This window comes from Pleomorphochaeta sp., assembly GCF_050031695.1.
Taxonomy (GTDB): domain Bacteria; phylum Spirochaetota; class Spirochaetia; order Sphaerochaetales; family Sphaerochaetaceae; genus Pleomorphochaeta.
This window is the reverse complement of the sequence record NZ_JBNAIC010000018.1, coordinates 13,851-39,832: the sequence shown is the minus strand read 5'-3', so window position 1 is coordinate 39,832 and position 25,982 is coordinate 13,851. Positions and strand designations below refer to the sequence as shown.

The window sequence follows — 25,982 nt, the reverse complement described above, 5'->3', positions numbered from 1 at the left end:
ATATCAGCATAATTACTTATTTTATCTTTATTTTCGTCACAAATTTGAAAACTATGAATTTTCATATAAACACCATCTTTTTCTACACTAAATTCTAAATAATAAAAATCATCGACCTTTTCCCATTTAGTTATATCACCTTCCCCTAAAAGTAAATAATCAACACCTGTACTTTCTGCTAATAAATGTACGCAATTATCACAATCAGAAAAGCCTAAGTCTTCAAAAGAATATCCTGTAGTAGCTAAAAACTCATCAGCGTCCATAGTTTTACTATCATCACATAATAGATTATCTGCACTACACAATTGTCCATAAAACCAATCGTTTTCAATATCATAATAATAATCATTAAAATAATAATAATCATTATAGTCTCTTTCATATTTATAATTTTCAATATAGCTTAAATGATTTGCAACTTCATCAATTGTTACATCATCAGGAGATTTATCAGAAATATAAGATTCTTCACTTGTTAATTCAACACTAGTTGGAACAGTATAAGGATCAACAAACCCATAAACCATTTTATCCGTTCCATGAACATAAACATTAGCTTGACCTAAATTGTAATTTTCAATAATAGCACCTTCTCCACTTAAATTATCAGCTAGTTGACCATAATAGAGATGCCCCTTTAGAGTATAGTTAGCTAAATCACTATCATTATATTCTATTTTACAATCATCGTATTCACACAACCAATACATATTATCAATAGAAAATGAATTGATATCTACTAATAAATATTGTTTATAAGTAAATGTGCCATCACTTTTAACAACAACTTCAATATAACCATCATCATCAATCCTATATAAATAAGTTGCTTCATCTTTTACTGTATCATAAGAATAAGTTCCAATTACATCTTTATGAAATATTTTAACAGTTAAAGTATCTGTTGAAATATTATCTGATTGTATTTGCTTAAAACAAGATAATTGAGGTAAATACATAGTTCCATGAAGTTCAGATTCTATTGAAGACGATTGATTAGTAAAAGCAAAATCAATAGATTTAGAAGTATTATCCACTGTATCATTAAAAATTGGAACATAAACCAACCGATTAATAGCTTCACTAGTTTTCCCATCTTCAACACTAGTTAATGGACAACTAATGAAAAGCACTAGCAAACTGACAAATAAAAACCAATATCTTTTTAACATAAAAACCACCTTATTAAATATAATTACTTATAACAATAATTTAATCAAGAATATAGTTAACTAAAGATAATAAAAAATGAATTATTTATCATATCCTAAAAGATTATTCCTGTTTTAAAAAAATATTTATCGTAAAATTTATCGCTTAAAAAATATATTGGATCACAAAATATTAAGACTTTTATCTCATTTCAATAAGGAATACTTAATGAAAAATATGTATATAAATATTTATTTTTAAAAAGTTTAAAGCTCAAAAATTAAACACTAAGATTATCGCTTATAGAAACATTATATCTTGGAATAAAAATAAAAAGTAAAATTTGATATTTCAATTTAACAAAACATCACAAAATTTTTATTTATTTTTTTTGTTGACAGCTAAAAAAAAGCATGTTATATTTCAGAAAGTTGCAACCGGTTGCAAGTATTTACACTCAATAAATACCCAAATGTAACGAATTAGATGAGATGATTTTATAATTATTAATAATAGTTGAAATCGGTTACAACATTATAGCTTTTTAAAAAAGGAGGTAATATTTTGACAATATATGAAATTGCTGAAAAAGCTGGTGTATCTGCTAGTACAGTTTCAAGAGTAATTAACAATAAAGTTTCAAATACGAAAACTAAAGAAAAAGTTCAAAAAGTATTAGATGAATATAACTTCCACCTTAATGAAACAGCAAGAAGCTTATCAACTAATAAGACAAATCTAATTGGAATATTAGTAGCAGATATTAGAAACTCACACTATACAGAAATGGCTTATGAATGTGAAACCAATTTATTAGAGAAAGGATATTGTTCAATAATTATTAATGCTGGTACTACTTTTTCTAGAATGGAATCTAGCATTGAAATACTTAGCCAGAGACAAGTTGATGGTGCTATAATAATTGGATCAATATTTCAAAATAAAACAGTTGAAAAAAGTATTAGAAAACATTTTAAAACAAAACCTATCATATTTTTAAATGGTACATTACCCAACAAAAACATTAAAAACATAGTAGTTGCTGAAGATGAAGGTGTTAAGGATTGTGTAAGGCTTCTAAATGAAAACAATTACAAATCTCCCCTATTTTTAAGTTGGATGGACACTCCTAGTACAAAATTAAAGATAAATGGCTACTTAAAAGGTTTAGAAAAATATGAGATGGATGGAAAACAATTATCTCTAATAAACAATGAAATTAATAAAGATTTAAGAGAATTAGAAAAATATTTAGATAATACAAAAGATATAGATTCTATTATTTGTTCTGATGACTATTTAGCAACTTTAGTTATAAAGATGCTAAATGATAAGAAAATAAGTATCCCAAAAGATATGGGAGTAATTGGGATAAACAATAGTTCATTTTGTAACATGACATCCCCCTCCCTTACTTCACTCAATAATAAAATGGGAGAATTAGGACAATTAGGTGCACAAACTTTAATTAACCTAATAGATAAAAAACACGTTTCTAAGAAAATACAACTATTTCCTGAAATAGTAATAAGAGAAAGCATAAATATAATAAAGAAGGAACAATTATGAAAATAGCAATAATTGGATCAGGAGCAATGGGCTCAATATATGGTGGCAAGTTATCTACTACAAATGATGTTTCATTAATTGATACAAATAAAAAGGTTGTAGATACAATAAACAATGTTGGATTAAAACTAGATGAAAATGGTAAAACTAACCTATATCATCCTAAAGCTTATACAGATTCAAAAGATATTGGAGAAGTTGATATACTAATAGTTTTTGTAAAAGCAATTTATTCTAAACTTGCATTAGATCAAAACAAACACCTAATTGGTAAAAATACATATTTATTAACACTACAAAATGGCGCAGGCCATCAAGACTTATTAAAAAACTATGTAGATAAAGAGAGAATAATAATTGGAACAACAGAAGATGTTGGAAAATTTGTTGATATTGCCCATATTGCTAGATTTGGAAAAGGTAAAACAAATATTGGGTTTTTAAATACAGTCAATGAAGATTTTCTTTCTAAATTAATTAAATCTTTCAATGAAAGTGGCTTTGATGCACATTTTCATGAAAATATTAATCAATTAATTTGGAACAAACTTTTTATTAACACATCCTTAAGTGCAACAACAGCTATATTACAATGCGAAATTGGATATTTAGGAGAAAATAAAAATGCGTTTATCCTAGTTGAACTATTACTCGATGAAGCTATAACAGTTGCAAAAGCCTTAAACTTAAAAGCTGATAAAGATACTCTTTTAGAAGAAATAAACACAGTTATTAAAAATTCTAAAAATGGCGTTACATCAATCTGTGCAGATATAAGAAATGGTAGAAAAACTGAAGTTGAAACAATAAGTGGAGCAGTAGTAAAAGCAGCAGCAAAACTAAAAATAAGTACTCCTAATCATAACTTTGTTGTAAACCAAATTCATGCTTTAGAAAATTATAAAAAAGAGGCAACTAAATGATCTCAACAAATATAGTAGCAATAGAAAAAGATAAATTTTTGAGTGATAAGTTTTCTAAAGCAATAGATTTTATCAAAAATAATGATGTCGAAAAACTAGATGCTGGCGTTTTTGAAATATGTGGCAAAGAGTTATATGCCCAAGTAATTGATTTTACAACTGAGGATAGAAAAAACATCAAAGCAGAATCACATATTAAATATATTGATATGCAATATGTGGTGAATGGGGACGAAAAATTAGGGTTTAAAGTAAATGATGGATCATATTTGAATACAGAATATATAGAAGAAAGGGATTTACTTTACTATGATAATAATATTAAAAATGAATCTTTCGCTATCGCAAATAAAGGCTCAATTAATATCTTTTTTCCAGAAGATATTCATATGCCAGGCATAAAAGTTAGTGAAAAAAAAATGATTAGAAAAATCGTTTTTAAAATTAGCTTAGATTATTATTTTAATAAATAATTTTTTATTTTTTTCTTGACAAATCATAGCTGTAAACCTAATAATTATATTTATGAAATCGATTGCAAGAAATTAATAAAAATGGAGATAATATGAGAGTTACATCTAAAGCAATGTTAAATGAATTTATAAGAATATTAACAAAAAAAGGATACAAGGAAAAAGACGCTAAAGAAAGTGCTCAAATATTTGTAGATAACAGCTTAGATGGAATGTACTCACACGGGGTAAATAGATTTCCTCGTGTTATAGATTATATAGATAAAGGATATATTAAAGTAGATGCTAAAGAGACCTTAGTACAAAGTCTTGGAGCATTAGAAATATGGAATGGTAATTTAGCTATGGGTAATCTAGTTGCTAAACATTTAATGGATAGGGCAATAGAATTAGCTAAAATAAATGGGATTGGTGCAGTAGCAATCAAGAATACTAACCACTGGATGAGAGGTGGATACTATGGATGGCAAGCTGCAAATGCAGGTTGTGCAAGTATTTGTTGGACAAATACAATGCCTAACATGCCAGCATGGGGATCTATTGAAGCAATTATAGGAAATAACCCATTTGTATTATCAATTCCTAGAGAAAATAATCAGCATCTTGTTGTTGATATGGCAATGTCTCAGTTTTCATATGGTAAAATTGAGCAAACAAAACTAAATAATGAAGAATTGAATGTATATGGAGGATATGATAGCAAAGGAAATTTAACTACAAATCCAAAAGAGATAGAAAAAACACTTAGACCCTTACCTATTGGATATTGGAAAGGATCAGCACTATCAATTGGATTAGATCTATTTGCAACATTAATATCAAGTGGTTTATCAACCCCTATGATTGGAGAGAAATGTGAAGATGAATACAGTTTATCTCAAATAATGATTGCAATCGATGTCAAAAAGTTAAACAATTTAGAAGAAACAGAATTACTTATTAATCAAAGTATTGAGATGATAAAAAGCAGTAAAAAAGTTGATATTGATACAGAGATAAGATACCCAGGAGAAAGAGAGTATAGAACTCGAATCGACAATTTAGAAAATGGAATCCCTGTAAACGAAAAGATTTGGGAAACTATTAAGGGTATATCTTAATGACTATATATGATATCGCAAAAGAAGCTGGGGTTTCAGCAAGTACTGTTTCAAGAGTAATTAATAACAAACCTGGAATAAAAGATGCAACTAAACTTAAGGTTCAAAAAATTATTGAAAAGTATGATTTCCATCTTGATGATAATGCTAAAAGTTTGGTTACAAAAGTTACAAAACTAATTGGTATTTTATTAGCAGATATTAGATTAGAACATCACAACAATATCTCATACATTATTTCTAATAAATTAGTGGAATATGGATATTGCACGATAGTTTTAAATGTAGGAAAGACTGAAGAAGAAATAGATAAAGCTGTAAAAATATTAAGACAAAGAAAAGTTGATTCCCTTATTTTAATAGGATCAGTTTTCCAAGTTCCTGAAACAGAAAAAGCTATATCTAAATATTTTTCAAACATACCAGTAATCATGGCTAATGGATATTTTAATTTAGACAATGTCTATGGAATAGAAATAAACGAATATGAAGGGATTAGAGATAGCGTAAGTCTTTTTTATAAAAAAGGTTATAAAAAAATTGCATTTATTGGTGAACTTAATACAGTAAGTAATAAATCTAAATGTAATGGATATATTGATGAAATGAAATGCCGAGGTAAAAGAGATGAAATATTAGTATTAGATTTAGCTAATGAAGATAATACTTTTGAGAAAGTATCAGATTTATTTAAAGCTAATAGAGATATTGATTCTATTATATTTAGTGACGATATAATTTTATTCAAGCATTTAAGATATTTAGAAAAATTAGGTAAAAACATACCTAATGATTTAGGATTAATAGGAGTAAATAACGATTTTTTCTGCACTTTAACTACCCCAACAATCACTACAGTGGATAATAAAATGGAAGATACCGCTTTAGCTGTAGTTAATACATTAATTGGAGTACTTAATGGGGAGAAAAAAGTAAAGAGAATAATGTTATTTACAAATATTATAGAAAGAGAAAGTACAAATAAAATTTTGTAAATTAAATATAAGGCAAAATATATATTTAATCATATTTAAAGGAGTAGAAAAAAATGAAAAAAATTTTCTTACTAAGCTTAATTTTAGTAGCAACGGTTTCTTCCGTTTTCGCAAGTGGTAGTTCAGAGGAAAAAGGATCTGACACAGTGAATTTGATTGTAGCTCACAACCAAACATCATTAGAAAATCCTTATGCTTTTGGTATCATCGCATTTAAAGAAAAAGTTGAAGAATTATCAAACGGTGAAATTCAAGTAACATTACACCATGGTACATTAGGTGAAAGTGAATCTGAATTAGTTGAAAAATTACAATTAGGTGCAGCTTCAATGGTTGTTGCTTCCCCTGGTTTCATGGTTTCAATTGGTGTTCCTGAAGTAGACATGTTCTCACTAAACTATTTATTTGATGATTTTGATCACTGGACTAGAAGTTTAGATGGTGAATTTGGTTCTGCAATGGCTGATATCATTAATGAAAAAACTTCTAATAGCTTTAAAATCATGGGTTATTGGTCATCATCAGTAAGAGATTACTATGGTAAAAAAGCTGTATATGCTCCTTCAGATTTAAAAGGTTTATCAATTAGAACTCAATCTTCTTTAGTACAACAAGAATTCTGGAAAGGTTGTGGAGCTATCCCTACTTCTGTAGCTTGGGGTGAATTATATCAAGCACTACAACAAGGTGTTGTTGATGCAGCTGAAAATGATTATACAAACTTCATGTTAAAAGAACATCATAAAACAACTAATGGTCATTATGTAAGTGAAACAGATCATGACTTTACAACTAGATTATACTTAATGGATGGTAATTATTATGATAGCTTAACAGAAGATCAACAAGCTTGGATTGACGAAGCTAGCCAATATGCTAGTGAAGTTGAAAGAGCTAAAGTATTTGAAATGTACGAAACTTCAAAACAACAAGTTATTGCTGATGGCGCTGTAGTTATTGAACATGCTGATATGGATATTGATGCATTCAAAGCTATTGCATATCCAATCCAAGATGCTTTTGCAGAAGAAAATAATATGCAAGAATATCTACAAATGGTTAGAGACGCTAGATAATTTTATAACACAATTTAGCAACTTATCCTTAGCTCAATTTTTTGAGCTAAGGAATCTATATATTAAAGGTTTTATATGAGCAGTTTTATTAAAAAGTTAAACAAATTGCACATTTTTATAAGTGCAATATTCCTTGCAATATTTTTAATTACAGTTCTACTTCAAGTAGTTAGTAGATTACTAGGAATAGCAATCTTATGGACACAAGATGTAGCAATGTATTCTTTTATTTGGTCTGTTTTCATGGGTGGTACAGCAATGGTATACCCTGAAAGACACTTCGCTTTTACATCATTAGTAGACAAACTAAATAATGAAAAATATAAAAGGATAATACACTTAATTATCGTATTATTTATGTTAGTTTTTCTTGCATTAATGTTTTATTATGGAACAATTGTAACGAAAAGATTCTGGAATTATAAATGGGTAAATCTTCCTTCAATGAAAAGGGGTTGGACATGGTTATGTTTACCAGTTAGTTCAACACTTGGATGTATATATCTAATCGAAAAAGTAATCATTGATGTTAAAGCATTGATTTTGGGAGGTAAATAATGGCTATTTTACTCGTTGTATTTTTTATTGCATTAATTATTATTGGCGTTCCAATTTCTTTTTCACTAGGTTTGGTTTCATTTGCGGGTATTTTATCATTACCACAAATTCCAAACATGATTGTATTTACAAAAATGTTTAATGGGTTAAACAGTTTTACACTTTTAGCAGTACCACTTTTTATTCTTGCAGCAAACTTAATGAATGAAGGTGATATTACAAAAAGATTAATTAAATTCTGTAATGCATTAGTTGGTCACCATAAAGGTGGATTAGCATATTCTAATATTTTAGTATCTATGATATTTGCAGGAATTTCAGGATCCTCTCAAGCTGATACAGCAGGTGTTGGTAAAATTTTTATACCAGCTATGCAAGAAGATGGATATGATAAAGGAACAGCAGTTGGTGTTACAGCAGCATCCTCTACTCTTGGTTCAATTATTCCTCCAAGTATTACTATGGTTGTTTATGCAGGAATTGCAAATGTAAGTACAGGTGCTCTCTTTATGTCAGGTTTAGTACCAGGAATCTTATTAGGATTAGCAATGATGAGTATAGTTTTTGCTAAAAGAAACCAATTTCCTAAAGAAGAAAAAGTTCCAACTAAAGAAGTAATTAAATTAACTTTCCAATCATTACCAGCATTATTTACTCCAGTTATTTTAATTGGTGGTATTGTATCAGGTATATTTACTCCAACTGAATCTTCAGCTTTTGCTTGTTTATATGCTTTAGTTATTGGAATGTTCTACTATAGAACAATAAAATTAAGAAATCTTCCTAAAATATTAATTGAAACAATGAAATTAGGATCACTTTCTTTATTTGCTTTAGCAACTGCAAATGCTTTAGGTGAATTACTAAGCTATTATCAACTCAATGTCAAAGTAATGGCATTTTTCACTAGTTTACAAGGCGGTTCACTCGTATTCTTAATAGTAATAGTAGTTTTCTTCATGTTCATTGGAACATTTATGGATGCTGTTCCTGCTATGATACTTTTCGTACCAATAGTATTACCTTCTGCAATCCAATTAGGTATTAGCCCTATAATCTTAGGATTAATTATTGTTGTTACATTAGCTTTAGGTTTAGTAACACCTCCATATGGACTATGCTTATTATTAGCATCCTCTATTAGTGGGATAACAATTGAAGACGCCTTTAAAGGAGCTCTTCCATATTTCTTATCATCATTAGTAGTATTATTATTGATGGTTATATTCCCAGATTTCTGGTTGCAAATACCATCATTCTTATTCCCAGGATTATTTACATAAAGTTTATTATATAATAAAACAACCTTAATATAACGACATACCTTTAATAGGTAAAATGAATTAATAATTCAATTAGCTCGGTTTCAAACCTTAATTTGAAACTGAGCTTTCTTTATTAAGAAGATTAAATTATATAAATTAACTAAGCGCTTTGAAATTGTTTTTTAAGCATCAATAACTTGACGTTTTCCCTCCATATGCATTATTAAAAATTCTTCATAATTTATTACAAGAAATAATATATATAAATATTAATCCACTAATATAATAAACTCTAAAATAGATTATCTCATTAAATTAAATATTATGAGCAATCATCAAACTACCTAATAATGCACTATCAGAAGAATCAAGAACAATTTCATAATCTGCTAGGTAATGACTCATATTATTTAAAAAACTTTCTCTAACAAACTTATCATGTTTTACAACTCCACCTGCTATAACAATTTTTTTACTATGATTTATTGGCATTCTCTTTACAACAGACTCTACTAATTCAAACAAACTAGTACCAGCTTTTTTTAAGATATCTAAAGCTAATAAATCATTTTCCATTGCAGCTCTTGTAACATAATTAGCAAAATTACCAATATTTGATTTAGTAGTTAAATCATCATTTACCACACTTATAATGTCTTCTATCTTTTCTAATTCAAAAAACTCTATAATATATTTTTCAAGAGATGTCTCAATATCTCTTAGTTCTTTACTTTTTAAAGTTCTTGCGATAGCAGTATTTGCTATATTCCAACCAGATCCTTCATCACCTAGTCTCCAACCAAAACCACCCGATCTAATTATATCTCCACTTTCAGTCCTACCAAAACAAACAGAGCCAGTTCCTGCAATTAAGCAAAGACCAGATAAAGAAGAAAGCCCTCCTACCAATAAAATTTCAGCATCACTACAAATATATACAGAACAATTTGGTAAGAATGAATTAAAAAAATCTCTAAAAAATTTTAAATCTTTATCTCTAGCTAAACCAGCTGATCCAAAGCAACCTGCATATAAATCATCTTTTTTTATACTTAAATAATTAAGTCCTTCTTTTATTAATTGTTTTATAGTCTCTAGTACAGCATTTTTACCAACTGCATATATATTAGAAGAATCCCCTTCTTTTTCATAAAGAAGTTCACCTAGTTCATCAGAAATCACAAATCTACATCTTGTAGCTCCACCATCAAACCCAAAATAGTAATGCATAATATCTCCCAATATATATAAATAAGTTTTTAATCATTTAAATAATAACAGTTAAAATAAAATTAGCAATACAAAATAAAATAAAATTTCAGATAATTGTGAAATTTTATTTTATTTTCTTGCTTAATTTATAGATAACATATTATTATAACATTATGGACGGATGTATAACATTAATTAAACAAAGTTTACCTAGTTTATCTGGGGCAGAAACAAAGATAGCGAAAACAGTACTTCAATATCCTGACAAGGTTATTGAAGATAACGTTGCAGAATTAGCAAAAAGAGCTAACTCCAGCCCAGCTGCAGTTATTAGATTTTGCAAACATTTAGGGTTTTCAGGATATCATGATTTCATACTAAATCTTGTAAAAGAAATATATAGCAAACAAACACTACAAAGTGAAAATGAACAATTCTCTGACTTTGACGATAAATCTTCAATGAATGAAATAGCTGATAATTTAGTTAAAACAGTTAGAAGCTCTCTACTTACATTAAAAGATTTATTAATAGAAAAAGATTTAAACTCAGCTATATCGTTAATAAAAAGCTCAAAAAGAATAGTACTAATAGGGGCTGGTGCTTCAGCAATGGTAGCTGATGATTTACATATGAAATTAGCAAGATTAGGATTTTCTTCTGAGATAAGCATGGATTATGATATGCAACTTGTAATAGCTAGCACACTGAAAAAAGGTGATTTAGCTATAGTTTTCTCCTATTCTGGAGAAACCTCAGTAGCTATAGAAAGTGCAAAACTTGCTAAAAAAAATGGAGCAAGCATTGTAGCTATTACTAGAATTGGTACAAACTCTCTATCAAAAATAGCAGATATAATAATAAAAATACCAAATACAGAAGCACTTTTTAGAAAGAGTGCTACAGTAAGTAGAATAGAGCAGTTATTAGTAGTAGATATACTCTTTTTAACATTAGCAAAAGACTGTGAAGATGCTAATGAGAAACTAAGTGATACCTGGCATGCTGTATCTCATTTTAGGAATCGATAATAATAAAGGATTTCTTATATGTTTACATATTCAATAGATAAACTACTTATATCAAATATTAAATTTGATGGGAAAGTCGCATTAGTTACTAATAACTCAGCTTATAATAATAATTATAATTCGACTTTTACCCTCTTAAAAGAAAAATACGATATTAAAACACTATTTGCTCCTGAACATGGTTTTAATTCAGTTAAAATGGCCGGAGAAAATGTAGAAAATATAACAGATACAAAAAACAATATTATTATTTATAGTTTATATAATAATGGAAGTTTTTCCTTAAATGAAAATATGCTCAACTCATTTGACACCCTGCTCTTTGATATTCAAGATTTAGGACTACGTTTTTACACCTACATTTCTACTTTAAAAAAAATAATAATATCTTTAAGCAACACCAATAAAAAACTAGTTGTTTTAGACAGACCTGCTATATTAAATGGTAATAAAGTTGAAGGGAATATATTGAATGAAAATGATGAATCATTCATAGGGCCAAAAGGACTTCCGATTAGATATGGCTTAACAATTGGTGAACTTGCCCTTCTTTTCAATGACCAAAATAATAACAAATGTGATCTTGAAATAATAACAATGGATAATTACAATAGGAAACTTGATATATCTAACTATAATATTCCTTGGATAAAACCAAGCCCTGCAATTACATCATTTAATACAGCATTATTATATAGTGGAACATGTTTATTTGAAGGTACAAATATTAGTGTAGCAAGAGGAACATACAGCCCTTTTGAAATGATAGGTTCACCGTTTTTAGATGGGATAAAACTTTCTAAGCAAATAAACAATCTTAAACTTCCTGGATTAATTACAACTCCTATACAATTTCTTCCAAAGTTTAATAAATATGAAAATGAAATCTGTAATGGCGTATACTTTCATGTTACTGATATTAATAAATGCGAAATAGTCTATTCTACTATTAAAATATTAATCTATTTATATAAAAATTATCCATCCTTTATATTAGATGATAGTAAAACTTCACACACCTCAAAATTATTAGGCTACAATTTCGAGAAAGATATTAATAGCTATAGTGCAAATCAATTAATAGAAAAATATAAAGAAGAGTCACATAAATTCAAAATAGATAGTAATAAATATTATTTATATTAGGGAGAAAAATATGGATCTACAACATCAAATTGGTCAGCATTTAATAATTGGATTACAAGGGATAGAATTAGATAATGATTTTATAAATGCAGTAAAGAATTATAAAATCGGTAATGTTATATTATTTAGTCGTAATATCAAATCAAAACCTCAAATTAAGAAATTAGTTAATGATATTTATCAACTATATAAAAAAGAAGTTGGTATAACTCCTTTTATAACCATAGACCAAGAAGGTGGCATGGTTACTCGTTTAAATTCTGATTGTATCAACATACCAGGAGCAATGGCATTAAGTGCAACTAAAAATGATGAATATATAAGAAAATGCACAACATTAAATATAAAACAATTAAAAGAGCTTAATATAAATTGTAATCTTGCTCCAGTTTTAGATGTTAATTGTAATAAAGATAATCCAGTAATTGGAGTTAGAAGTTATTCAGATAATCCAAAAACAGTAAGTGATATAACTAATAAAGTAATAAAGGCTTATAAAGATGAAAAATTTCTATGTGTTGCTAAACATTTTCCAGGACATGGTGATACAAATCTAGATAGTCATTTAACACTACCAACTGTTAATAAAGATAAAAAGAGTCTTGAGAAAATGGAACTACTCCCATTTAAAGAAGCTATTAAGAATGGGATTCCTGCAATAATGACTTCCCATATATTATATCCAACACTAGAAAGTGAAAATCTTCCCTCAACAATGAGTAAAACAATAATTACTGATATTTTGAGAAATCAATTAGGTTTTGAAGGGTTAGTTTTTTCTGATGATATGGAAATGAAGGCTATAAAAGATTTTTATGGAGTTGCTGAAGGTGTAATTGAATCTTTAAAAGCAGGTGCTGATTTAATGTTTATAAGCCATCATCCAAAACTTGCAATAGAAGTTAGTGAAAAAATCAAAGAAGAATATAATAAAGGAAGTTTTGATAAAGAAATGTGGGATAATTCATTAAAACGTATTCTCCTTTTCAAAGAAATCTATGCTGAAATTAAAGAGAAAAAAAATTTAACAAAAGATGATAAATCATATATAACAAAAGTTAAAGAAAAGAGTGTCTCTTTATACAAAGGAAAAACCTATAAATTAGGCAATCACCCTCTTTTTGTATCCCCTAATTTATTTAATGCTACAAATGTTAGCGATGATAGTGAAGCCCTTTCTTTTACTAAAGAATTATCAAAACAATTTAGTAGTGAATATTTAATTTGCAGTTCTAATCCAAGTAAAAATGAAATTACATCATTATGTAATAAAATAAAAGATATGGAGATTACTGATATAATTTTTGGATCATATAACGCTCACATATACAAAGGACAAGAAAACTTAATTAGAGCTATTAAATCAAAGGATATTCCTCTTACAGTAATAGCATTAAGAAACCCTTATGATTTAAAAAATGTTGATGATATAAGTGATGTATCAATTGCTTCTTATGAATACACAAAAGAAATGATAGATATCATTGAAAAAATCTTAAAACAAGAAATAGAGATAACATCAAAAGTTCCAGTTTCAATGTAGGAGAAAAAAATGGAAGATATGTTAGTAAGGTTGTATGACCTCCCTGATTCAAGAAAATTAATTTCTAAACTAGAAGAAGAAAATATTAAAATCATTAGAGCTCTCTCTCCTGACAAATACCCAATACTTGATTGGATAGAAAAACACTCTAGTATATTTGCAAAAGGAGAAGCATCCGTTTGCTTTTCTAATAAACCTATCTCAATATTTTTAGCTGTAAAAGAAAAAGAAATTATAGGATATGCTTGTTACAATGCTACAAAACTTAACTTTTTTGGTCCTACAAGAGTATTAGACACATTTCAGGGAAAAGGGATAGGGAAAGCTTTATTAATTGAAGCCTTAAAAGCTATGAGAAATGAAGGATATGGATATGCAATTATAGGAGGAGTTGGCCCAAAAGATTTTTATAAAAAATGTGTTAATGCTATAGAAATTCCAGGCTCAAATCCAGGCATTTATAAAGATTTTTTAGGTATGAAATAATGGAAGAAAATAGAGAAAAGTATGCTATAGGACTTATGAGTGGAACATCAATGGATGGAATAGATGCTGTTCTAATAAAAATATATAACAGTGGCTTATCAACAAAATACAAGCAACTTGGTTTTATCACACTCCCCTATAATAAAAAAGAAAAAGAAGTATTATTAAAATTAGCACTAGGGAATACAGGTGGATCAAAAGAATTATTAAAAATAGATATCTATTTGGGAAAAAAATTCTGTGATGCGGCTATAACTTTATGTAATACTTGTAATATAGAAAAAGAGAAAATAGACTTTATTGGAACAAGTGGACACACTTTTTACCATTTACCAAACAAAATTCAATATTTAGATAAAGAGATTAGTGGAACACTACAACTTGGAGAGCCTTCTTATCTAAATGAGGCATTTAATTGTCCAGTTGTTTCAGATTTTAGAGTCAGAGATATGGCTGCTGGAGGACAAGGGGCTCCATTAGTCCCATACACAGAATATATACTCTTTAGAAGTGAAAAAGAAAACATAGCCCTCCAAAATATAGGAGGAATAAGCAATATTACAATACTACCAAAAATGTGCAATAGCAATCAGGTTAAAGCTTTTGATACAGGTCCTGGTAATATGATTATTGATAATCTAATTTCTATATATACAAAAGGTGAACAATCTTTTGATAAAGATGCAAAAATGGCTCAAAAAGGAGAGTTAAATAAATTATTACTCATGCATCTTCTAAATGATGATTACTTATCTAAGCCTCTTCCTAAATCAACAGGAAGAGAAAAATACAACGATCAATACATAAAAAAGATTTTAGATATTCAAAATATGGAAAATATAACTAATGAAGATGTTATTTATACATGTACATATTTCACAGCGAAATGCATAGAAATTGGAATAAAAAATTTTGCTAATATTGATATAGATAAACTAATAATTGGTGGCGGTGGCTCTCACAATGCTGTAATAATTAATAGCTTAAAAAAGCTACTACCTTCAATAAATATCATTACATTTGAAGATATGGGCTTAAATAGTGATTCTAAAGAAGCAATAGCTTTTGCCATACTTGCTAATGAGACACTGAATAAAAAAAGTAACAATCTTCAATCAGTAACAGGTGCTAAACATAGTGTAATTATGGGTAAGATTTCATACTAATGAAATAAAATTTCAAAACTACATACAAATTCATGAAATAAAATATTGCTATTTTTATATATCTGTGTATAATTAATTTATGGAACATAACACATTTACAACTGAACAAAGAAATATAAATTCTAACAAAATAGATACTAAATCTATTTACGATATTATAAAAATAATTAATTCTGAAGATAAGAAAGTCCCAATAGCAGTTGAAAAAAGTTTAGATGAAATAGCTAATGTTATAAAATTAGTAGTTAAATCTTTTAAAAGCAATGGGAGATTAATATATATTGGAGCTGGTACTTCTGGTCGTCTTGGAGTATTAGATGCTTCAGAATGTCCTCCTACTTTTGGCGTTTCAAAACAAATGGTTCAAGGAATAATCGCTGGTGGAGATTATGCACTAAGAAATAGTGTAGAAGATGTTGAAGATGATAAAGAAGCCGGAATTGCTGCTTGTAAAAAAATAGGATTATCAAATAAAGATACACTTATAGGAATAACAGCTAACGGTGGTGCAACCTTTGTTATTGAATCTCTAAAATATGCTAATTCAGTAGGCTGCAGTACTGCAGCAATAAGTAGTAATCATAATGCAAAAATATTTGATGTAGTTAATAAACAACATAGAATATTTGCTGATGTTGGTCCTGAAATAATTACAGGTTCAACTAGAATGAAATCTGGTACTGCACAAAAACTAATATTAAATATGATTACAACTACTGCAATGATTAAAATTGGCAAAGTTTACAACAACTGGATGATTGATTTAAACCCAGTAAATTCAAAATTAGTAAAACGCTCTATAAATATGATATGTGAAATAACTGATTGTTCTAAAGAAGAAGCTAGTAGAACCTTTTATGAATCAAACATGAATGTTAGAGCAAGTATAATCATGGTGTTACTAAACACGGACTTAGAAACCGCACAAGTTCTTTTAAAAGAGAACAAAGGTAATATAAATAATGTGTTAGATAACAATTTATAAGGAGAGGAGAAAAATATGAAAAAACTGTTATTTTCATTACTAACTATTTCATTATGTTTTAGTTCAGTATTTGCAAGTGGTGCAAAAGAAGCAGACTCAACTACAGGAACCACAGGTCCTATAGAAATTTCAATGTATTATTCAGATAATGCAACATTGCCTTTTAAATCAGATTGGTTAGCAATTAATGATGCTGCTAAAGATTCAAATCTTGATATTGAATGGGAAATTATCCCAATTGCTGATTATAGTACAAAAGTATCTTTAGCACTTAATACAGGAACAAATGCCCCTGATGTAATTTTATATCAAACTACCAAAGGTGAAAATGCTAACTTAGCATTAAATGGAGCACTAGTACCAATCAGTGATTATAGTGATTGGACTCCAAACTTTAACAAAATGGTTGAAAACTTTAATATGAGTGAAGAAGTTGCTCAATTAGAATTAAAAGATGGGAAGAGATACTATATGCCATCTCTAACCGATGTACCATTCTATGATGGTGGTTTAATTTTAAGAGAAGACTTATTAGAGGAATATGGACTAGAAGCTCCTAAAACTTATGACGATTTATATAACGTATTAAAAGTGTTTAAAGAAAACAATCCAGATTCTTACCCATTAACAATTCTAGCTGGTCCTAGAGTATTATACAGAATGACAATGCCATCCTTTGGTATTTCTTTAGGTAAAAATGGAGCTAGTGGAACAAACACATTAAGCTGGGATTATACTAACAAAGTATACTTCGAAGGTGCTATAAGTGAAGAATATAAAGAATATGTTACTTACTTCCATAAATTATATGAAGAAGGTTTATTAGACCCTGAAATGGCTGAACCAATCGATGGAGATAGATGGTCACAAAAATTAGTAACAGGTAAAGCTATGGCTTCATATGCATATTATGACCAAATTGGTGGTTTAGAAGCTGCAACATCAATTGATGGTTATAAATTACAAATGTACCCTTCATTAGAAGGTCCATCTGGTGCACATCACCAACCTAAGAGTAAAACAGGTTCAGGTATTATGTTCCCATATAAAACATCACAAAGAGATGACTTTGAACAAATCGTTAGAGCAGTTGATAATATGTTCTTCTCAGAAGAAAATTCTAAAGAATTCTGCTTAGGTAAAGAAGGAGTTACATATACAACAAATAGTGATGGATCAATTACTTTTACAGATGAAATTGTTAATGCTGAAGAAGGTATTTATAAATACTTACAACTAAAATATGGTTGTGGTAGTGATGTAACACAAATGGTTTGGATCAACCAAAGAGAAATGACAAAATACGATGAAAACTATTCAGCTATTAACAAAGTTGTTGAAGAAATGGGTGATGTTATTCAATACATCCCACCTACTCCTAACTTTGATGATATGCAAAGTGAAGAAGCTGGAATGTTACAAACACCACTTTCAGATTCTTTTGAAAGATGGAATGATGCATTCTTAACTGGTGCTAAAGACATTGATGCTGATTGGGATGAATATGTTTCAACTATGAAAAAATTAGGAATTGAAAAATTCTGCGCTTTGTATAACGATAATTTATAAAATATACAAAATTTAATATATAGTGCTCTGATAATTCAGAGCACTATGTTTAAAATACTTAAACAGGAGTCTTATTCATGAAAAAACTAAAGAAAGCCAACAAACATCAATATTGGCAGTTATATGCTATGATGGTTCTCCCTTTATTATATTTTATAATTTTTAAATATATTCCAATGTTTGGAAACATACTTGCTTTTAGACGTTATAGACCAGGTATGGGACCATTTGGTACAGAATGGGTAGGCTTAAGATATTTTAAATTATTTTTTAAAGATCAAGCTTTTTGGACAGCTTTTAAAAATACTCTTGTATTAAGTTTATTAAATTTAGTTATTAACTTCCCGATTCCTATAATATTTTCACTACTATTGAATGAAGTTAGAAATAGACATTATAAGAAATTTGTACAAACTATTTCTTATATGCCACGCTTTATTTCAACAGTAGTTGTTATAGCAATCGTTAGTGAGTTACTTTCTCCTAGTACAGGTATATTTAATATGTTAAGAGCGAAACTTGGTTTAGAATCGATTTATTATATGAATGAGCCTGACTATTTTAGACAGATTTATGTATTACTAGACACTTGGCAATTTACAGGATGGACTGCAATTATATATCTAGCATCAATTACTTCTATATCATCAGATATGTATGAAGCTGCTACAATAGATGGAGCAACTAGATTACAACAAATCTTTTATATAACAATTCCTTCAATTTTACCAACCATAATGGTAATGTTAATACTTAATATTGGAAGATTATTATCACTAGGTTTTGAAAAAATATTATTAATGTACACTCCAACGAATAGTAACGTAAGTGATATATTAGATACTTTAGTATATAGAATAGGGCTTGCAAACCAAAACTACTCATATGCTACAGCAATAGGATTATTTACTGGAATAATTGGTATAATATTGGTTTCTTCTAGTAATAGTCTAAGTAAAAAACTAACAGGTCAAAGCATATATTAGGAGATAGCAATGAAAACTTACAAAACTAGAAGTACTATAATATTTGATGCAGTTGTAAATATATTAATGTTATTAACAATTTTAAGTTGTTTAGTCCCATTTATATACATTTTAGCTTTATCTCTATCAGCACCTGAAAATATTTTAAATAATGAAGTATTTATCTGGCCAAAAGGCTTAAATTTTGAAGCCTACAAATCGATTTTTACATATCCAAACTTTTTCCATGCTTATAAAAATACTTTAATTTATACAGTATTTGGAACATTAATATCTCTTTTTTTAAATGTTTTATTTGCATATCCATTAAGTAAGACATACTTAAAAGGAAATAAATTTTTCATGAAACTAGTAGTATTTTCAATGTTTTTTACAGGAGGCTTAATACCAAATTATTTATTAATATCATATCTTCATTTAACAAATACTAGATGGGCAATATTAATACCTTTTGCTATTAATCCTTTTAATCTAATACTAATGATCAATTTCTTTAAATCAATTTCAACTGAAATTGAAGAAGCTGCATTAATAGACGGACTCAACTACTTTGGAATATTATGGAAGATTGTATTACCGCTTTCACAAGCAGGACTAGCTACTGTAGGGCTTTATACAGCAGTCTTCTTTTGGAATGATTGGTTTAATGGATTAATTTATCTTAAATCTTCTCAGTTCCCAGTAATGTTATTTTTAAGAAATATAGTAAATGGTACTAGCATGGTTGGTGATGCTGCAGGAGCAGTTGATAAATCAACAATTGGTATATCCATAAAAGGTGCTGTAATTATTGTAACAACACTTCCTATAATAGCAATCTATCCATTCTTACAAAAATACTTTGTTAAAGGTGTTATGATAGGATCTGTTAAAGGATAATCTTTAATATATAATTAGCTTAAAATCAAATAGTTTATAAATTTTTGTAAAGTTACTCGAAAAAGTTTATTAAATTTTGTAAAGTTTTAACTAAAAGATTACAAAAATTTATAAACTTTAATTAAATATCATAATTTAAATATAGTTTAGCAGAAGAATAAGACAAGAGATTTAAGCACAACAACTTTTTTATTTTGACAAAATTATATTAATTATGTTAAATAACATTTCCATTTCAAGATAATTAATGAAAGCTAAAAATCTCTATATTCTCCATTTAGTAAAAAATATCAATTTAATGAACAAAATCTTTTTCACATATTTCAAAACAGATAATTGAATTATAAATGTGAAGTTTACAATCAGTTTTAATATTTTTTAATTTTGTTTCTAAATTGTATGTTGAGTTAGTGAGTAAATTATTTTTTCATAATTTACTCACTAATTTTAGTTATTTATGAATTTAACTCAAGATATCTCTCTTTATCAAACTGTATTACAGTGATTAGATGAGCGATACATTTTTTTAATTGAGATAAACTAATATCACCATTATCTAATGCTCGTTTAATATCATCAGTATCTCTTTTAGAACCTGGCATAATTACATCATTACCTGCTGCAATACACTTTGAAGCTGTACAATTTCTACCATTTTGAGTTGTATTCCAGTCAGTCATAATTAAATTAGAATATTCCCATTCATCACGAACTACTTTTGTACAAAGATCAAAATTATTAGCAGCATGTATACCATTAATTAAATTATAACTTGTCATAATAGAGTATGGATTACTCATCTTTGTAGCAATTTCAAAACCTTTTAAATATATTTCTCTTAAAGTTCTCTCCCCTACTACTGAATCACTCTTTACTCTATTATCTTCTTGATTGTTTAAAGCAAGATGTTTAATGGTTGTACCATTACCTTCAATACTTTGAACTCCTAAAGTCATATAAGCCGCTATTACACCTGAGATAAAAGGATCTTCACTATAATACTCAAAGTTTCTTCCACATAAAGGATTACGGTGTATATTCATACCCGGTGCTAACCATAATGTTACATTAAAATGTCTCATTTCATTAGCTACAGTTTCACCAACTTTATATATTAGCTTTTTATTCCAAGTTTGAGCTAATAAGGTTCCAATAGGAAAAGCTGTACAATATTGATGATATATAGTGCCATCAAGCTTTTCACGACTCAAATATCCATTTTCAAGATTAGTTTCAAAGGAGGATAATTGAACTTCATTATTTTTAACTGAATAATTTTTAGTAAGACGTAGACCAGCTGGGCCATCTGCTAAAGATATTACTGGTAATCCATCATTTTGTGCACAATTACTTGTTTGTGCTGCAGCACCTGGTACTCTATCCCCTGAAGATCCAAAGTTATCTGAGCTATCTCCCATTTCACCACAGGAGAGTTTAATTAATTGCTCTTCACTTAATTTATCAACAAAATCCATAATTTCACTAGATATCTTCTCATCTCCATATTTTACTACTCTAGTAGTAAAATAAGCCGTAGAAAGTTTTAATTGAATGAGATTACTTACTCTTGTTAACAACCTATTTCTTCTCTCTTCTAATTTAGAGATAGGTAATTCTAATTCATTTATTTCAGTCTTCAGAGGGCAAACACTTTGAACTTTCTCAATTACCACAGTTTTGTCTATATTTAATACAACCTCAGCTTTACTAGAATTAAGATTATTACCTACAAATAATACATAAGAGCCTTTTTCTAACAACCAAGCTGATTCACTTTCACTAAAAGTTTCTAAAGTAGAGGTATCAATTGTTATTGATACAACTTCACTTTCAGTAGGTTTTAATAAACTTGTTTTATCAAAACCAACTAGTCTACGATATTCTTTTTGTTTATTAGAAATAGGACAAGAAGCATAGATTTGAACAACTTCTTTACCGTCAACATTACCAGTATTAGTTACTTCAACTTGTAATTCCACTTTAGATTTAGAATTAGCTTCATTAATTAATGAAGCTTTAATAAGCTTTGAATTAAAAGTTGTATAAGATAGACCATAACCAAAACAATAGCGAGGTTCAATTTGAAAAGTATCAAAATAACGATATCCTACATAAATTCCTTCTTCATATACTTCTGTATCTGTATTTCCATTATTATGAGAGAATGTTTTAGAATTAGGGTAATCTTTATAATCTTTAGCCCAGGTATCTGTTAATTTCCCACTAGGAGTTATTTCACCAGAAATTACTTTAGCTACAGCATTTCCACCTTCTTGACCAGGCCCTGATACTAAAAGCACTGAATCAATATTCTTATATTTATCAATAAAAGATAAGTCAATTACAGAACCTGTATTAATTAATACAACGACATGTTCATAATTTTTAGAGATAAAAGAAAGAATTTCATCTTCTCTTTCACTTAAGTAATAATGACCTTTCTCTTCAAAAGTATCTTGGCCTTCACCTTCTTGACGGGATAGAACAAAGATGCCTGTTCTAGCATCAGTTTTTTCACTTGGGACATCCCCTTCTGGTATTGTAAATGGAAATTTAGCATATATATAGAACTTATCTTCTTCAGTTGGATTATCGAGTCTTCTCCAAAGCTCATCTCTCCAATCTTCTCTAGCTTTAGTATATATACTTCTATAACTTTTAATCCATTTTTCACTTTTGATTGAAAAACCATGGTTTTTCAGCCCTTCATAAATAGATACAGTTTTTCTTACATTAACATCACCCGAGCCTGTTCCACCTTTAACTGTAAAAACAGAACCTGAACCATAAAGGGAAACTGGTTGATTTTTATCAAGAGGTAGTAGATTTCCTTCATTTTTTAATAAAACAAAACCTTCAGTTGCACTATCCATTGAAACTTTAGAACCAACTTTTTCAAAATCTTGTACATCATTACTAGTTGTACCTGTAAATATTCTCTCTTTCATTCTTAACCTCAAATTAAAGTTGTTTGTTTAAATATAAAAGCATAGACTCTATATTTTATTTTTATTAATCGTCTTAAACACATTATCATATATTATTTTTAATTTTATATTAAAAAATCTGTCTTTTTTATTAATTAATCTATCTATAGAATAACCATTATTATTATATATAAGATTTTTAGTTTTATAAAAAGATGTAATCTTAATAATATAAAAAGAATAATTATAAATCTATATACCTATGATCAGTATCACTCATCACTATCATTTTTTATTCTTTCTTACGAAATTGAGTTAGGAATATCCCATAGAATTTCTAAAATGCTAGCTGCTGCTATTCTTGCATTTCTAGTATTTGATATCTTTAATGGCTTTGAAGTAACAGTGAAAGATTATAAACTTAAAAATTTATCAGTACTATATCTAGAAGTATTAAGTACCTGTTGTGTTTGTTATTATATCTACACTTTCTTATAAAGACAGACAACGTTAATAAAAGCAACAATGATACTTTCAACTGAATCATTATTCGGCTCTCTATTTTCTATAAATTACTATTTTTGTCTTACCCTAGTAATTTTTTCACAAAGTATATTGTAATCTAAACCTGCTAAACAAAATTAAGAGTGCTATCAATGATGGATTATTATTCAATCATAAAAAATCAATATTATTTAAATATCATCATATAAACGCCCAGTTTTAAATAACATAGTTAAAATATACTGAGATGAGTTTCTAGACAGCAGAAAAACAATTTCACGAATCCTTATTAGTTTATTCCCAAAGGAATAATATATTATTTATAGGTATAAAAAGAAGGAAAATTAGCAAAGACCCTAAACTAAAGATTGCCTTAGAAGCAATAAAATAAGAAGCTCCAGTTCAAGAACTTGCAGCAAAATATCAAGTGTTTCATTGTGGGAAAAAAGCCCTTATCGGCATGATTTATCATTTCTTTTTTTTAAAATTTCTAAGTTAGAACTAATAAAAAATTTAGATATATTGAATATTAATTAAAAATTTATGTTATTGTGATTATTTATATTGTTGCTTTTGCACGGAGAATATTGTAAATTTTCCGTGTGAGAGCAACAATATGAGGTTTATATTTTATGAATTATAAAAAGAAAATAATGGATTATATGAAAGAATCTGGTGGGATGATTACTTCATCTTATTGTAAAGAAAATGGAATCCCTACTATTTATTTAAACCGATTAGAAAAATCTGGTTTATTATTTAAGATAGAGAAAGGCCTATATTTAAATAATGATGCAAATTATGATGATTATTATTTTTTTCAGTATCGCTTTAAGAAGACTATTTATTCATATGAAACGGCTCTCTTTTTACAAGGATTAACTGATAGACTTCCTTTAGTATGGGATGTATCAGTTCCATATAATTATAAATTTAATGATTTAATATCGAATATTAATGTTTATTATGTAAATAAGAATATATTTGAGTTAGGTTCAATTAAAATTAAAACTATGTATGGTAATTTTGTAAGAGTATATTCTTTTGAAAGGATTCTGTGCGATTTTATTGCTCACAAAGATAAAATAGATATTGAAATATATTTAAAAGCAATAAAGTCATATCAAAGATATGAAAATAGAGATCTAAATAAATTATTTGAGATTGCTCAAAAAATGAAAATTGAAAAAGCAGTTAGAGAAGTTATGGAGATTGCCTATGAATAAAATAGAGTTATTAAACAAATGCCATAGAGTTAGTAAAGAAAAAGGCCTACCATTTAATTCAATTATGATTTATTATTTTTTAGAAAGTATTTTAAAGCAATTATCTAAAGGTAAATATAAAGAAAACTTTATATTTAAAGGCGGTTTTATATAATCTAATGTTGTTGGAATAAATGCAAGAAGTACTACAGATATTGACCTTTTATATAAAGATGGTAAATTTTCTTATGAAAAAATTTTAGAAATATTAGATGATTCATTAAGCAATAAATCTGATGAAGCTCTAACCTATATAATTAAAAATATAGAAAATATTAAAGAAGACAATCAGTATGGGGGATTTAGGGTAAAATTTCTTTGCAAATTAGAAAATATTGAACAAATTGTACATTTAGATATTGCTACAGGAGATGTTGTTACACCAGGTCCAATCGATTATAATTTTTAAAGTATTTTCGGGCATGATAAAATAGAAATAAATGCTTATCCGATTGAAACAATGATAGCCGAGAAATTACAAACTATATATAAAAGAAATTTTCTTAATAGTCGTAGTAAAGATTATTATGATTTGCATATTCTCTATAAGTTAAAATTAAAAGAAATTGATTTTATAAATTTAAAAAATGCTTGTGAAAGGACTTTCTCTTATCGAAAAACAGAGTTTGATATAGTCAAAATTAAAGAATTATTTGAAAAATTAAAAGTTAACGAAACTTTTTTAAATCGCTGGAAAATTTTTACTAAGAAAAACCCATATGTAGGTGAAATAAGTTTTGAAGAAGTTATTGATGATTCATTAGGTATTGTTAATCAAATTTCTTTACTTTAATATCAAATTTTTAGTCCAACTTTTTGTCCACACCCCCCTCCCGATATGTAAATAAAAATTATACGATATGAAGGCCACTTTCTATTACTTTGTATATTACAACACCCACCAAATTTATCAATTATTATAATTTATACGGATTCAGGTTAAAATTTATTTATTTCTTTAAAACTCCAATATACTGATATTAATTAACTTCAATTTATTAAATTTTACACACACTTACTGATGAAGCCTCTAAAATAGCAATAATTTTTTTCATTTTCTTTCTCTACATATTTTTTTGATAGTATGAAAAATAATTATTAAAAAGTACATACATTTTTGAACTTATTTTACTAAATTGTTCAAACTTTTCGTTCCTATTTATATCTAT

23 protein-coding genes and 1 pseudogene are annotated in these 25,982 nt (G+C 27.8%); 21 read left to right on the top strand and 3 right to left on the bottom strand.

Annotation, left to right across the window (positions count from 1 at the left end; genetic code table 11):
* Nucleotides 1–1,175: hypothetical protein (locus ACPKM0_RS03985; protein WP_472473526.1), on the bottom strand; the 1,175-nt coding region annotated here is incomplete at its 3' end.
* Nucleotides 1,176–1,719: 544 nt separating this feature from the next.
* Here ACPKM0_RS03985 and ACPKM0_RS03980 point away from each other — a divergent pair.
* The 8 genes from ACPKM0_RS03980 (at nt 1,720) to ACPKM0_RS03945 (ending at nt 9,132) form a co-directional block, all read left to right on the top strand.
* A complete protein-coding gene (locus ACPKM0_RS03980) occupies nt 1,720–2,724 on the top strand; it encodes a LacI family DNA-binding transcriptional regulator (RefSeq protein ID WP_472473524.1) in 1,005 nt (334 codons plus the stop codon).
* Entirely contained in the window at nt 2,721–3,647 is a 927-nt protein-coding gene (locus ACPKM0_RS03975) for a ketopantoate reductase family protein (protein ID WP_472473522.1), read from the top strand. Before ACPKM0_RS03980 ends, ACPKM0_RS03975 begins: the two co-directional genes overlap by 4 nt.
* On the top strand, nt 3,644–4,120 hold the full coding sequence (locus ACPKM0_RS03970) for a NanQ anomerase/TabA/YiaL family protein (RefSeq protein ID WP_472473520.1): 477 nt from the start codon (nt 3,644–3,646) through the stop codon (nt 4,118–4,120). Before ACPKM0_RS03975 ends, ACPKM0_RS03970 begins: the two co-directional genes overlap by 4 nt.
* 92 nt (nt 4,121–4,212) lie before the next feature.
* Nucleotides 4,213–5,220, top strand: coding sequence for a 3-dehydro-L-gulonate 2-dehydrogenase (gene yiaK / locus ACPKM0_RS03965; RefSeq protein ID WP_472473519.1), 1,008 nt, complete (start codon nt 4,213–4,215; stop codon nt 5,218–5,220).
* Nucleotides 5,220–6,215: a LacI family DNA-binding transcriptional regulator gene (locus ACPKM0_RS03960; protein ID WP_472473517.1), complete on the top strand. Its 996-nt coding sequence runs from the start codon at nt 5,220–5,222 to the stop codon at nt 6,213–6,215. Before yiaK ends, ACPKM0_RS03960 begins: the two co-directional genes overlap by 1 nt.
* Before the next feature lie 53 nt (nt 6,216–6,268).
* Nucleotides 6,269–7,291, top strand: coding sequence for a TRAP transporter substrate-binding protein (locus ACPKM0_RS03955; RefSeq protein WP_472473515.1), 1,023 nt, complete (start codon nt 6,269–6,271; stop codon nt 7,289–7,291).
* Between the two features lie 75 nt (nt 7,292–7,366).
* A complete protein-coding gene (locus ACPKM0_RS03950; protein WP_472473513.1) occupies nt 7,367–7,849 on the top strand; it encodes a TRAP transporter small permease in 483 nt (160 codons plus the stop codon).
* Nucleotides 7,849–9,132, top strand: a complete 1,284-nt coding sequence (locus tag ACPKM0_RS03945; protein ID WP_472473511.1) for a TRAP transporter large permease — start codon at nt 7,849–7,851, stop codon at nt 9,130–9,132. Before ACPKM0_RS03950 ends, ACPKM0_RS03945 begins: the two co-directional genes overlap by 1 nt.
* A gap of 297 nt (nt 9,133–9,429) precedes the next feature.
* On the opposite strand, the gene ACPKM0_RS03940 is transcribed toward ACPKM0_RS03945, so the two are convergent.
* A complete protein-coding gene (locus tag ACPKM0_RS03940) occupies nt 9,430–10,344 on the bottom strand; it encodes a BadF/BadG/BcrA/BcrD ATPase family protein (RefSeq protein WP_472473510.1) in 915 nt (304 codons plus the stop codon).
* 155 nt (nt 10,345–10,499) lie between these two features.
* Between ACPKM0_RS03940 and ACPKM0_RS03935 the strand changes: the two genes are divergently transcribed.
* The 9 genes from ACPKM0_RS03935 (at nt 10,500) to ACPKM0_RS03895 (ending at nt 20,117) form a co-directional block, all read left to right on the top strand.
* A complete protein-coding gene (locus ACPKM0_RS03935; RefSeq protein ID WP_472473508.1) occupies nt 10,500–11,357 on the top strand; it encodes a MurR/RpiR family transcriptional regulator in 858 nt (285 codons plus the stop codon).
* An 18-nt stretch (nt 11,358–11,375) separates the two neighbouring features.
* A complete protein-coding gene (locus ACPKM0_RS03930) occupies nt 11,376–12,503 on the top strand; it encodes a DUF1343 domain-containing protein (RefSeq protein ID WP_472473506.1) in 1,128 nt (375 codons plus the stop codon).
* A gap of 10 nt (nt 12,504–12,513) precedes the next feature.
* The gene (gene nagZ / locus ACPKM0_RS03925; RefSeq protein ID WP_472473505.1) at nt 12,514–14,046 is read left to right on the top strand and encodes a beta-N-acetylhexosaminidase; all 1,533 of its coding nucleotides are present in this window, start codon (nt 12,514–12,516) and stop codon (nt 14,044–14,046) included.
* Nucleotides 14,047–14,055: 9 nt separating this feature from the next.
* Nucleotides 14,056–14,532, top strand: coding sequence for a GNAT family N-acetyltransferase (locus ACPKM0_RS03920; protein WP_472473503.1), 477 nt, complete (start codon nt 14,056–14,058; stop codon nt 14,530–14,532).
* Nucleotides 14,532–15,698 carry an anhydro-N-acetylmuramic acid kinase gene (locus ACPKM0_RS03915; RefSeq protein WP_472473501.1) on the top strand — a complete coding sequence of 389 codons (1,167 nt, stop codon included), beginning with the start codon at nt 14,532–14,534 and terminating at the stop codon, nt 15,696–15,698. Before ACPKM0_RS03920 ends, ACPKM0_RS03915 begins: the two co-directional genes overlap by 1 nt.
* 79 nt (nt 15,699–15,777) lie before the next feature.
* Nucleotides 15,778–16,683, top strand: coding sequence for an N-acetylmuramic acid 6-phosphate etherase (murQ, locus tag ACPKM0_RS03910; RefSeq protein WP_472473500.1), 906 nt, complete (start codon nt 15,778–15,780; stop codon nt 16,681–16,683).
* A 15-nt stretch (nt 16,684–16,698) separates the two neighbouring features.
* On the top strand, nt 16,699–18,252 hold the full coding sequence (locus tag ACPKM0_RS03905; protein WP_472473499.1) for an extracellular solute-binding protein: 1,554 nt from the start codon (nt 16,699–16,701) through the stop codon (nt 18,250–18,252).
* Between the two features lie 77 nt (nt 18,253–18,329).
* On the top strand, nt 18,330–19,238 hold the full coding sequence (locus tag ACPKM0_RS03900; RefSeq protein ID WP_472473498.1) for an ABC transporter permease: 909 nt from the start codon (nt 18,330–18,332) through the stop codon (nt 19,236–19,238).
* Between the two features lie 9 nt (nt 19,239–19,247).
* The gene (locus tag ACPKM0_RS03895; protein WP_472473497.1) at nt 19,248–20,117 is read left to right on the top strand and encodes a carbohydrate ABC transporter permease; all 870 of its coding nucleotides are present in this window, start codon (nt 19,248–19,250) and stop codon (nt 20,115–20,117) included.
* Between the two features lie 455 nt (nt 20,118–20,572).
* Here ACPKM0_RS03895 and ACPKM0_RS03890 read toward each other — a convergent pair whose 3' ends face one another.
* Nucleotides 20,573–23,065 (bottom strand): glycoside hydrolase family 3 protein, encoded by a 2,493-nt coding sequence (locus ACPKM0_RS03890; protein ID WP_472473496.1) that lies wholly within the window; start codon nt 23,063–23,065, stop codon nt 20,573–20,575.
* A gap of 321 nt (nt 23,066–23,386) precedes the next feature.
* Here ACPKM0_RS03890 and ACPKM0_RS03885 point away from each other — a divergent pair, with 321 nt between their 5' ends.
* The 4 genes and pseudogenes from ACPKM0_RS03885 to ACPKM0_RS03870 all read left to right on the top strand — a co-directional run bounded on the left by ACPKM0_RS03885 (nt 23,387) and on the right by ACPKM0_RS03870 (nt 25,606).
* Nucleotides 23,387–23,542 (top strand): hypothetical protein, encoded by a 156-nt coding sequence (locus ACPKM0_RS03885; RefSeq protein ID WP_472473495.1) that lies wholly within the window; start codon nt 23,387–23,389, stop codon nt 23,540–23,542.
* A gap of 638 nt (nt 23,543–24,180) precedes the next feature.
* Nucleotides 24,181–24,774 carry a type IV toxin-antitoxin system AbiEi family antitoxin domain-containing protein gene (locus ACPKM0_RS03880; RefSeq protein ID WP_472473494.1) on the top strand — a complete coding sequence of 198 codons (594 nt, stop codon included), beginning with the start codon at nt 24,181–24,183 and terminating at the stop codon, nt 24,772–24,774.
* Nucleotides 24,767–24,928 (top strand): hypothetical protein, encoded by a 162-nt coding sequence (locus tag ACPKM0_RS03875; RefSeq protein ID WP_472473493.1) that lies wholly within the window; start codon nt 24,767–24,769, stop codon nt 24,926–24,928. The genes ACPKM0_RS03880 and ACPKM0_RS03875 overlap by 8 nt, the downstream gene beginning before the upstream one ends.
* A gap of 15 nt (nt 24,929–24,943) precedes the next feature.
* Nucleotides 24,944–25,606: pseudogene (locus ACPKM0_RS03870) on the top strand (nucleotidyl transferase AbiEii/AbiGii toxin family protein).
* Nucleotides 25,607–25,982: the final 376 nt, after the last annotated feature.

Excerpts from the sequence above, each read along its gene's own strand:
- yiaK (WP_472473519.1), top strand. The coding sequence starts at position 4,213 with ATGAGAGTTACATCTAAAGCAATGTTAAATGAATTTATAAGAATATTA.
- ACPKM0_RS03940 (WP_472473510.1), bottom strand. The coding sequence starts at position 10,344 with ATGCATTACTATTTTGGGTTTGATGGTGGAGCTACAAGATGTAGATTT.
- ACPKM0_RS03890 (WP_472473496.1), bottom strand. The coding sequence starts at position 23,065 with ATGAAAGAGAGAATATTTACAGGTACAACTAGTAATGATGTACAAGAT.
- ACPKM0_RS03975 (WP_472473522.1), top strand. The coding sequence starts at position 2,721 with ATGAAAATAGCAATAATTGGATCAGGAGCAATGGGCTCAATATATGGT.
- ACPKM0_RS03935 (WP_472473508.1), top strand. The coding sequence starts at position 10,500 with ATGGACGGATGTATAACATTAATTAAACAAAGTTTACCTAGTTTATCT.
- ACPKM0_RS03880 (WP_472473494.1), top strand. The coding sequence starts at position 24,181 with ATGAATTATAAAAAGAAAATAATGGATTATATGAAAGAATCTGGTGGG.
- ACPKM0_RS03915 (WP_472473501.1), top strand. The coding sequence starts at position 14,532 with ATGGAAGAAAATAGAGAAAAGTATGCTATAGGACTTATGAGTGGAACA.
- ACPKM0_RS03960 (WP_472473517.1), top strand. The coding sequence starts at position 5,220 with ATGACTATATATGATATCGCAAAAGAAGCTGGGGTTTCAGCAAGTACT.
- nagZ (WP_472473505.1), top strand. The coding sequence starts at position 12,514 with ATGGATCTACAACATCAAATTGGTCAGCATTTAATAATTGGATTACAA.
- ACPKM0_RS03930 (WP_472473506.1), top strand. The coding sequence starts at position 11,376 with ATGTTTACATATTCAATAGATAAACTACTTATATCAAATATTAAATTT.
- ACPKM0_RS03875 (WP_472473493.1), top strand. The coding sequence starts at position 24,767 with ATGAATAAAATAGAGTTATTAAACAAATGCCATAGAGTTAGTAAAGAA.
- ACPKM0_RS03945 (WP_472473511.1), top strand. The coding sequence starts at position 7,849 with ATGGCTATTTTACTCGTTGTATTTTTTATTGCATTAATTATTATTGGC.
- ACPKM0_RS03970 (WP_472473520.1), top strand. The coding sequence starts at position 3,644 with ATGATCTCAACAAATATAGTAGCAATAGAAAAAGATAAATTTTTGAGT.
- ACPKM0_RS03920 (WP_472473503.1), top strand. The coding sequence starts at position 14,056 with ATGGAAGATATGTTAGTAAGGTTGTATGACCTCCCTGATTCAAGAAAA.
- ACPKM0_RS03900 (WP_472473498.1), top strand. The coding sequence starts at position 18,330 with ATGAAAAAACTAAAGAAAGCCAACAAACATCAATATTGGCAGTTATAT.
- ACPKM0_RS03885 (WP_472473495.1), top strand. The coding sequence starts at position 23,387 with ATGCTAGCTGCTGCTATTCTTGCATTTCTAGTATTTGATATCTTTAAT.
- ACPKM0_RS03905 (WP_472473499.1), top strand. The coding sequence starts at position 16,699 with ATGAAAAAACTGTTATTTTCATTACTAACTATTTCATTATGTTTTAGT.
- ACPKM0_RS03955 (WP_472473515.1), top strand. The coding sequence starts at position 6,269 with ATGAAAAAAATTTTCTTACTAAGCTTAATTTTAGTAGCAACGGTTTCT.
- murQ (WP_472473500.1), top strand. The coding sequence starts at position 15,778 with ATGGAACATAACACATTTACAACTGAACAAAGAAATATAAATTCTAAC.
- ACPKM0_RS03950 (WP_472473513.1), top strand. The coding sequence starts at position 7,367 with ATGAGCAGTTTTATTAAAAAGTTAAACAAATTGCACATTTTTATAAGT.
- ACPKM0_RS03895 (WP_472473497.1), top strand. The coding sequence starts at position 19,248 with ATGAAAACTTACAAAACTAGAAGTACTATAATATTTGATGCAGTTGTA.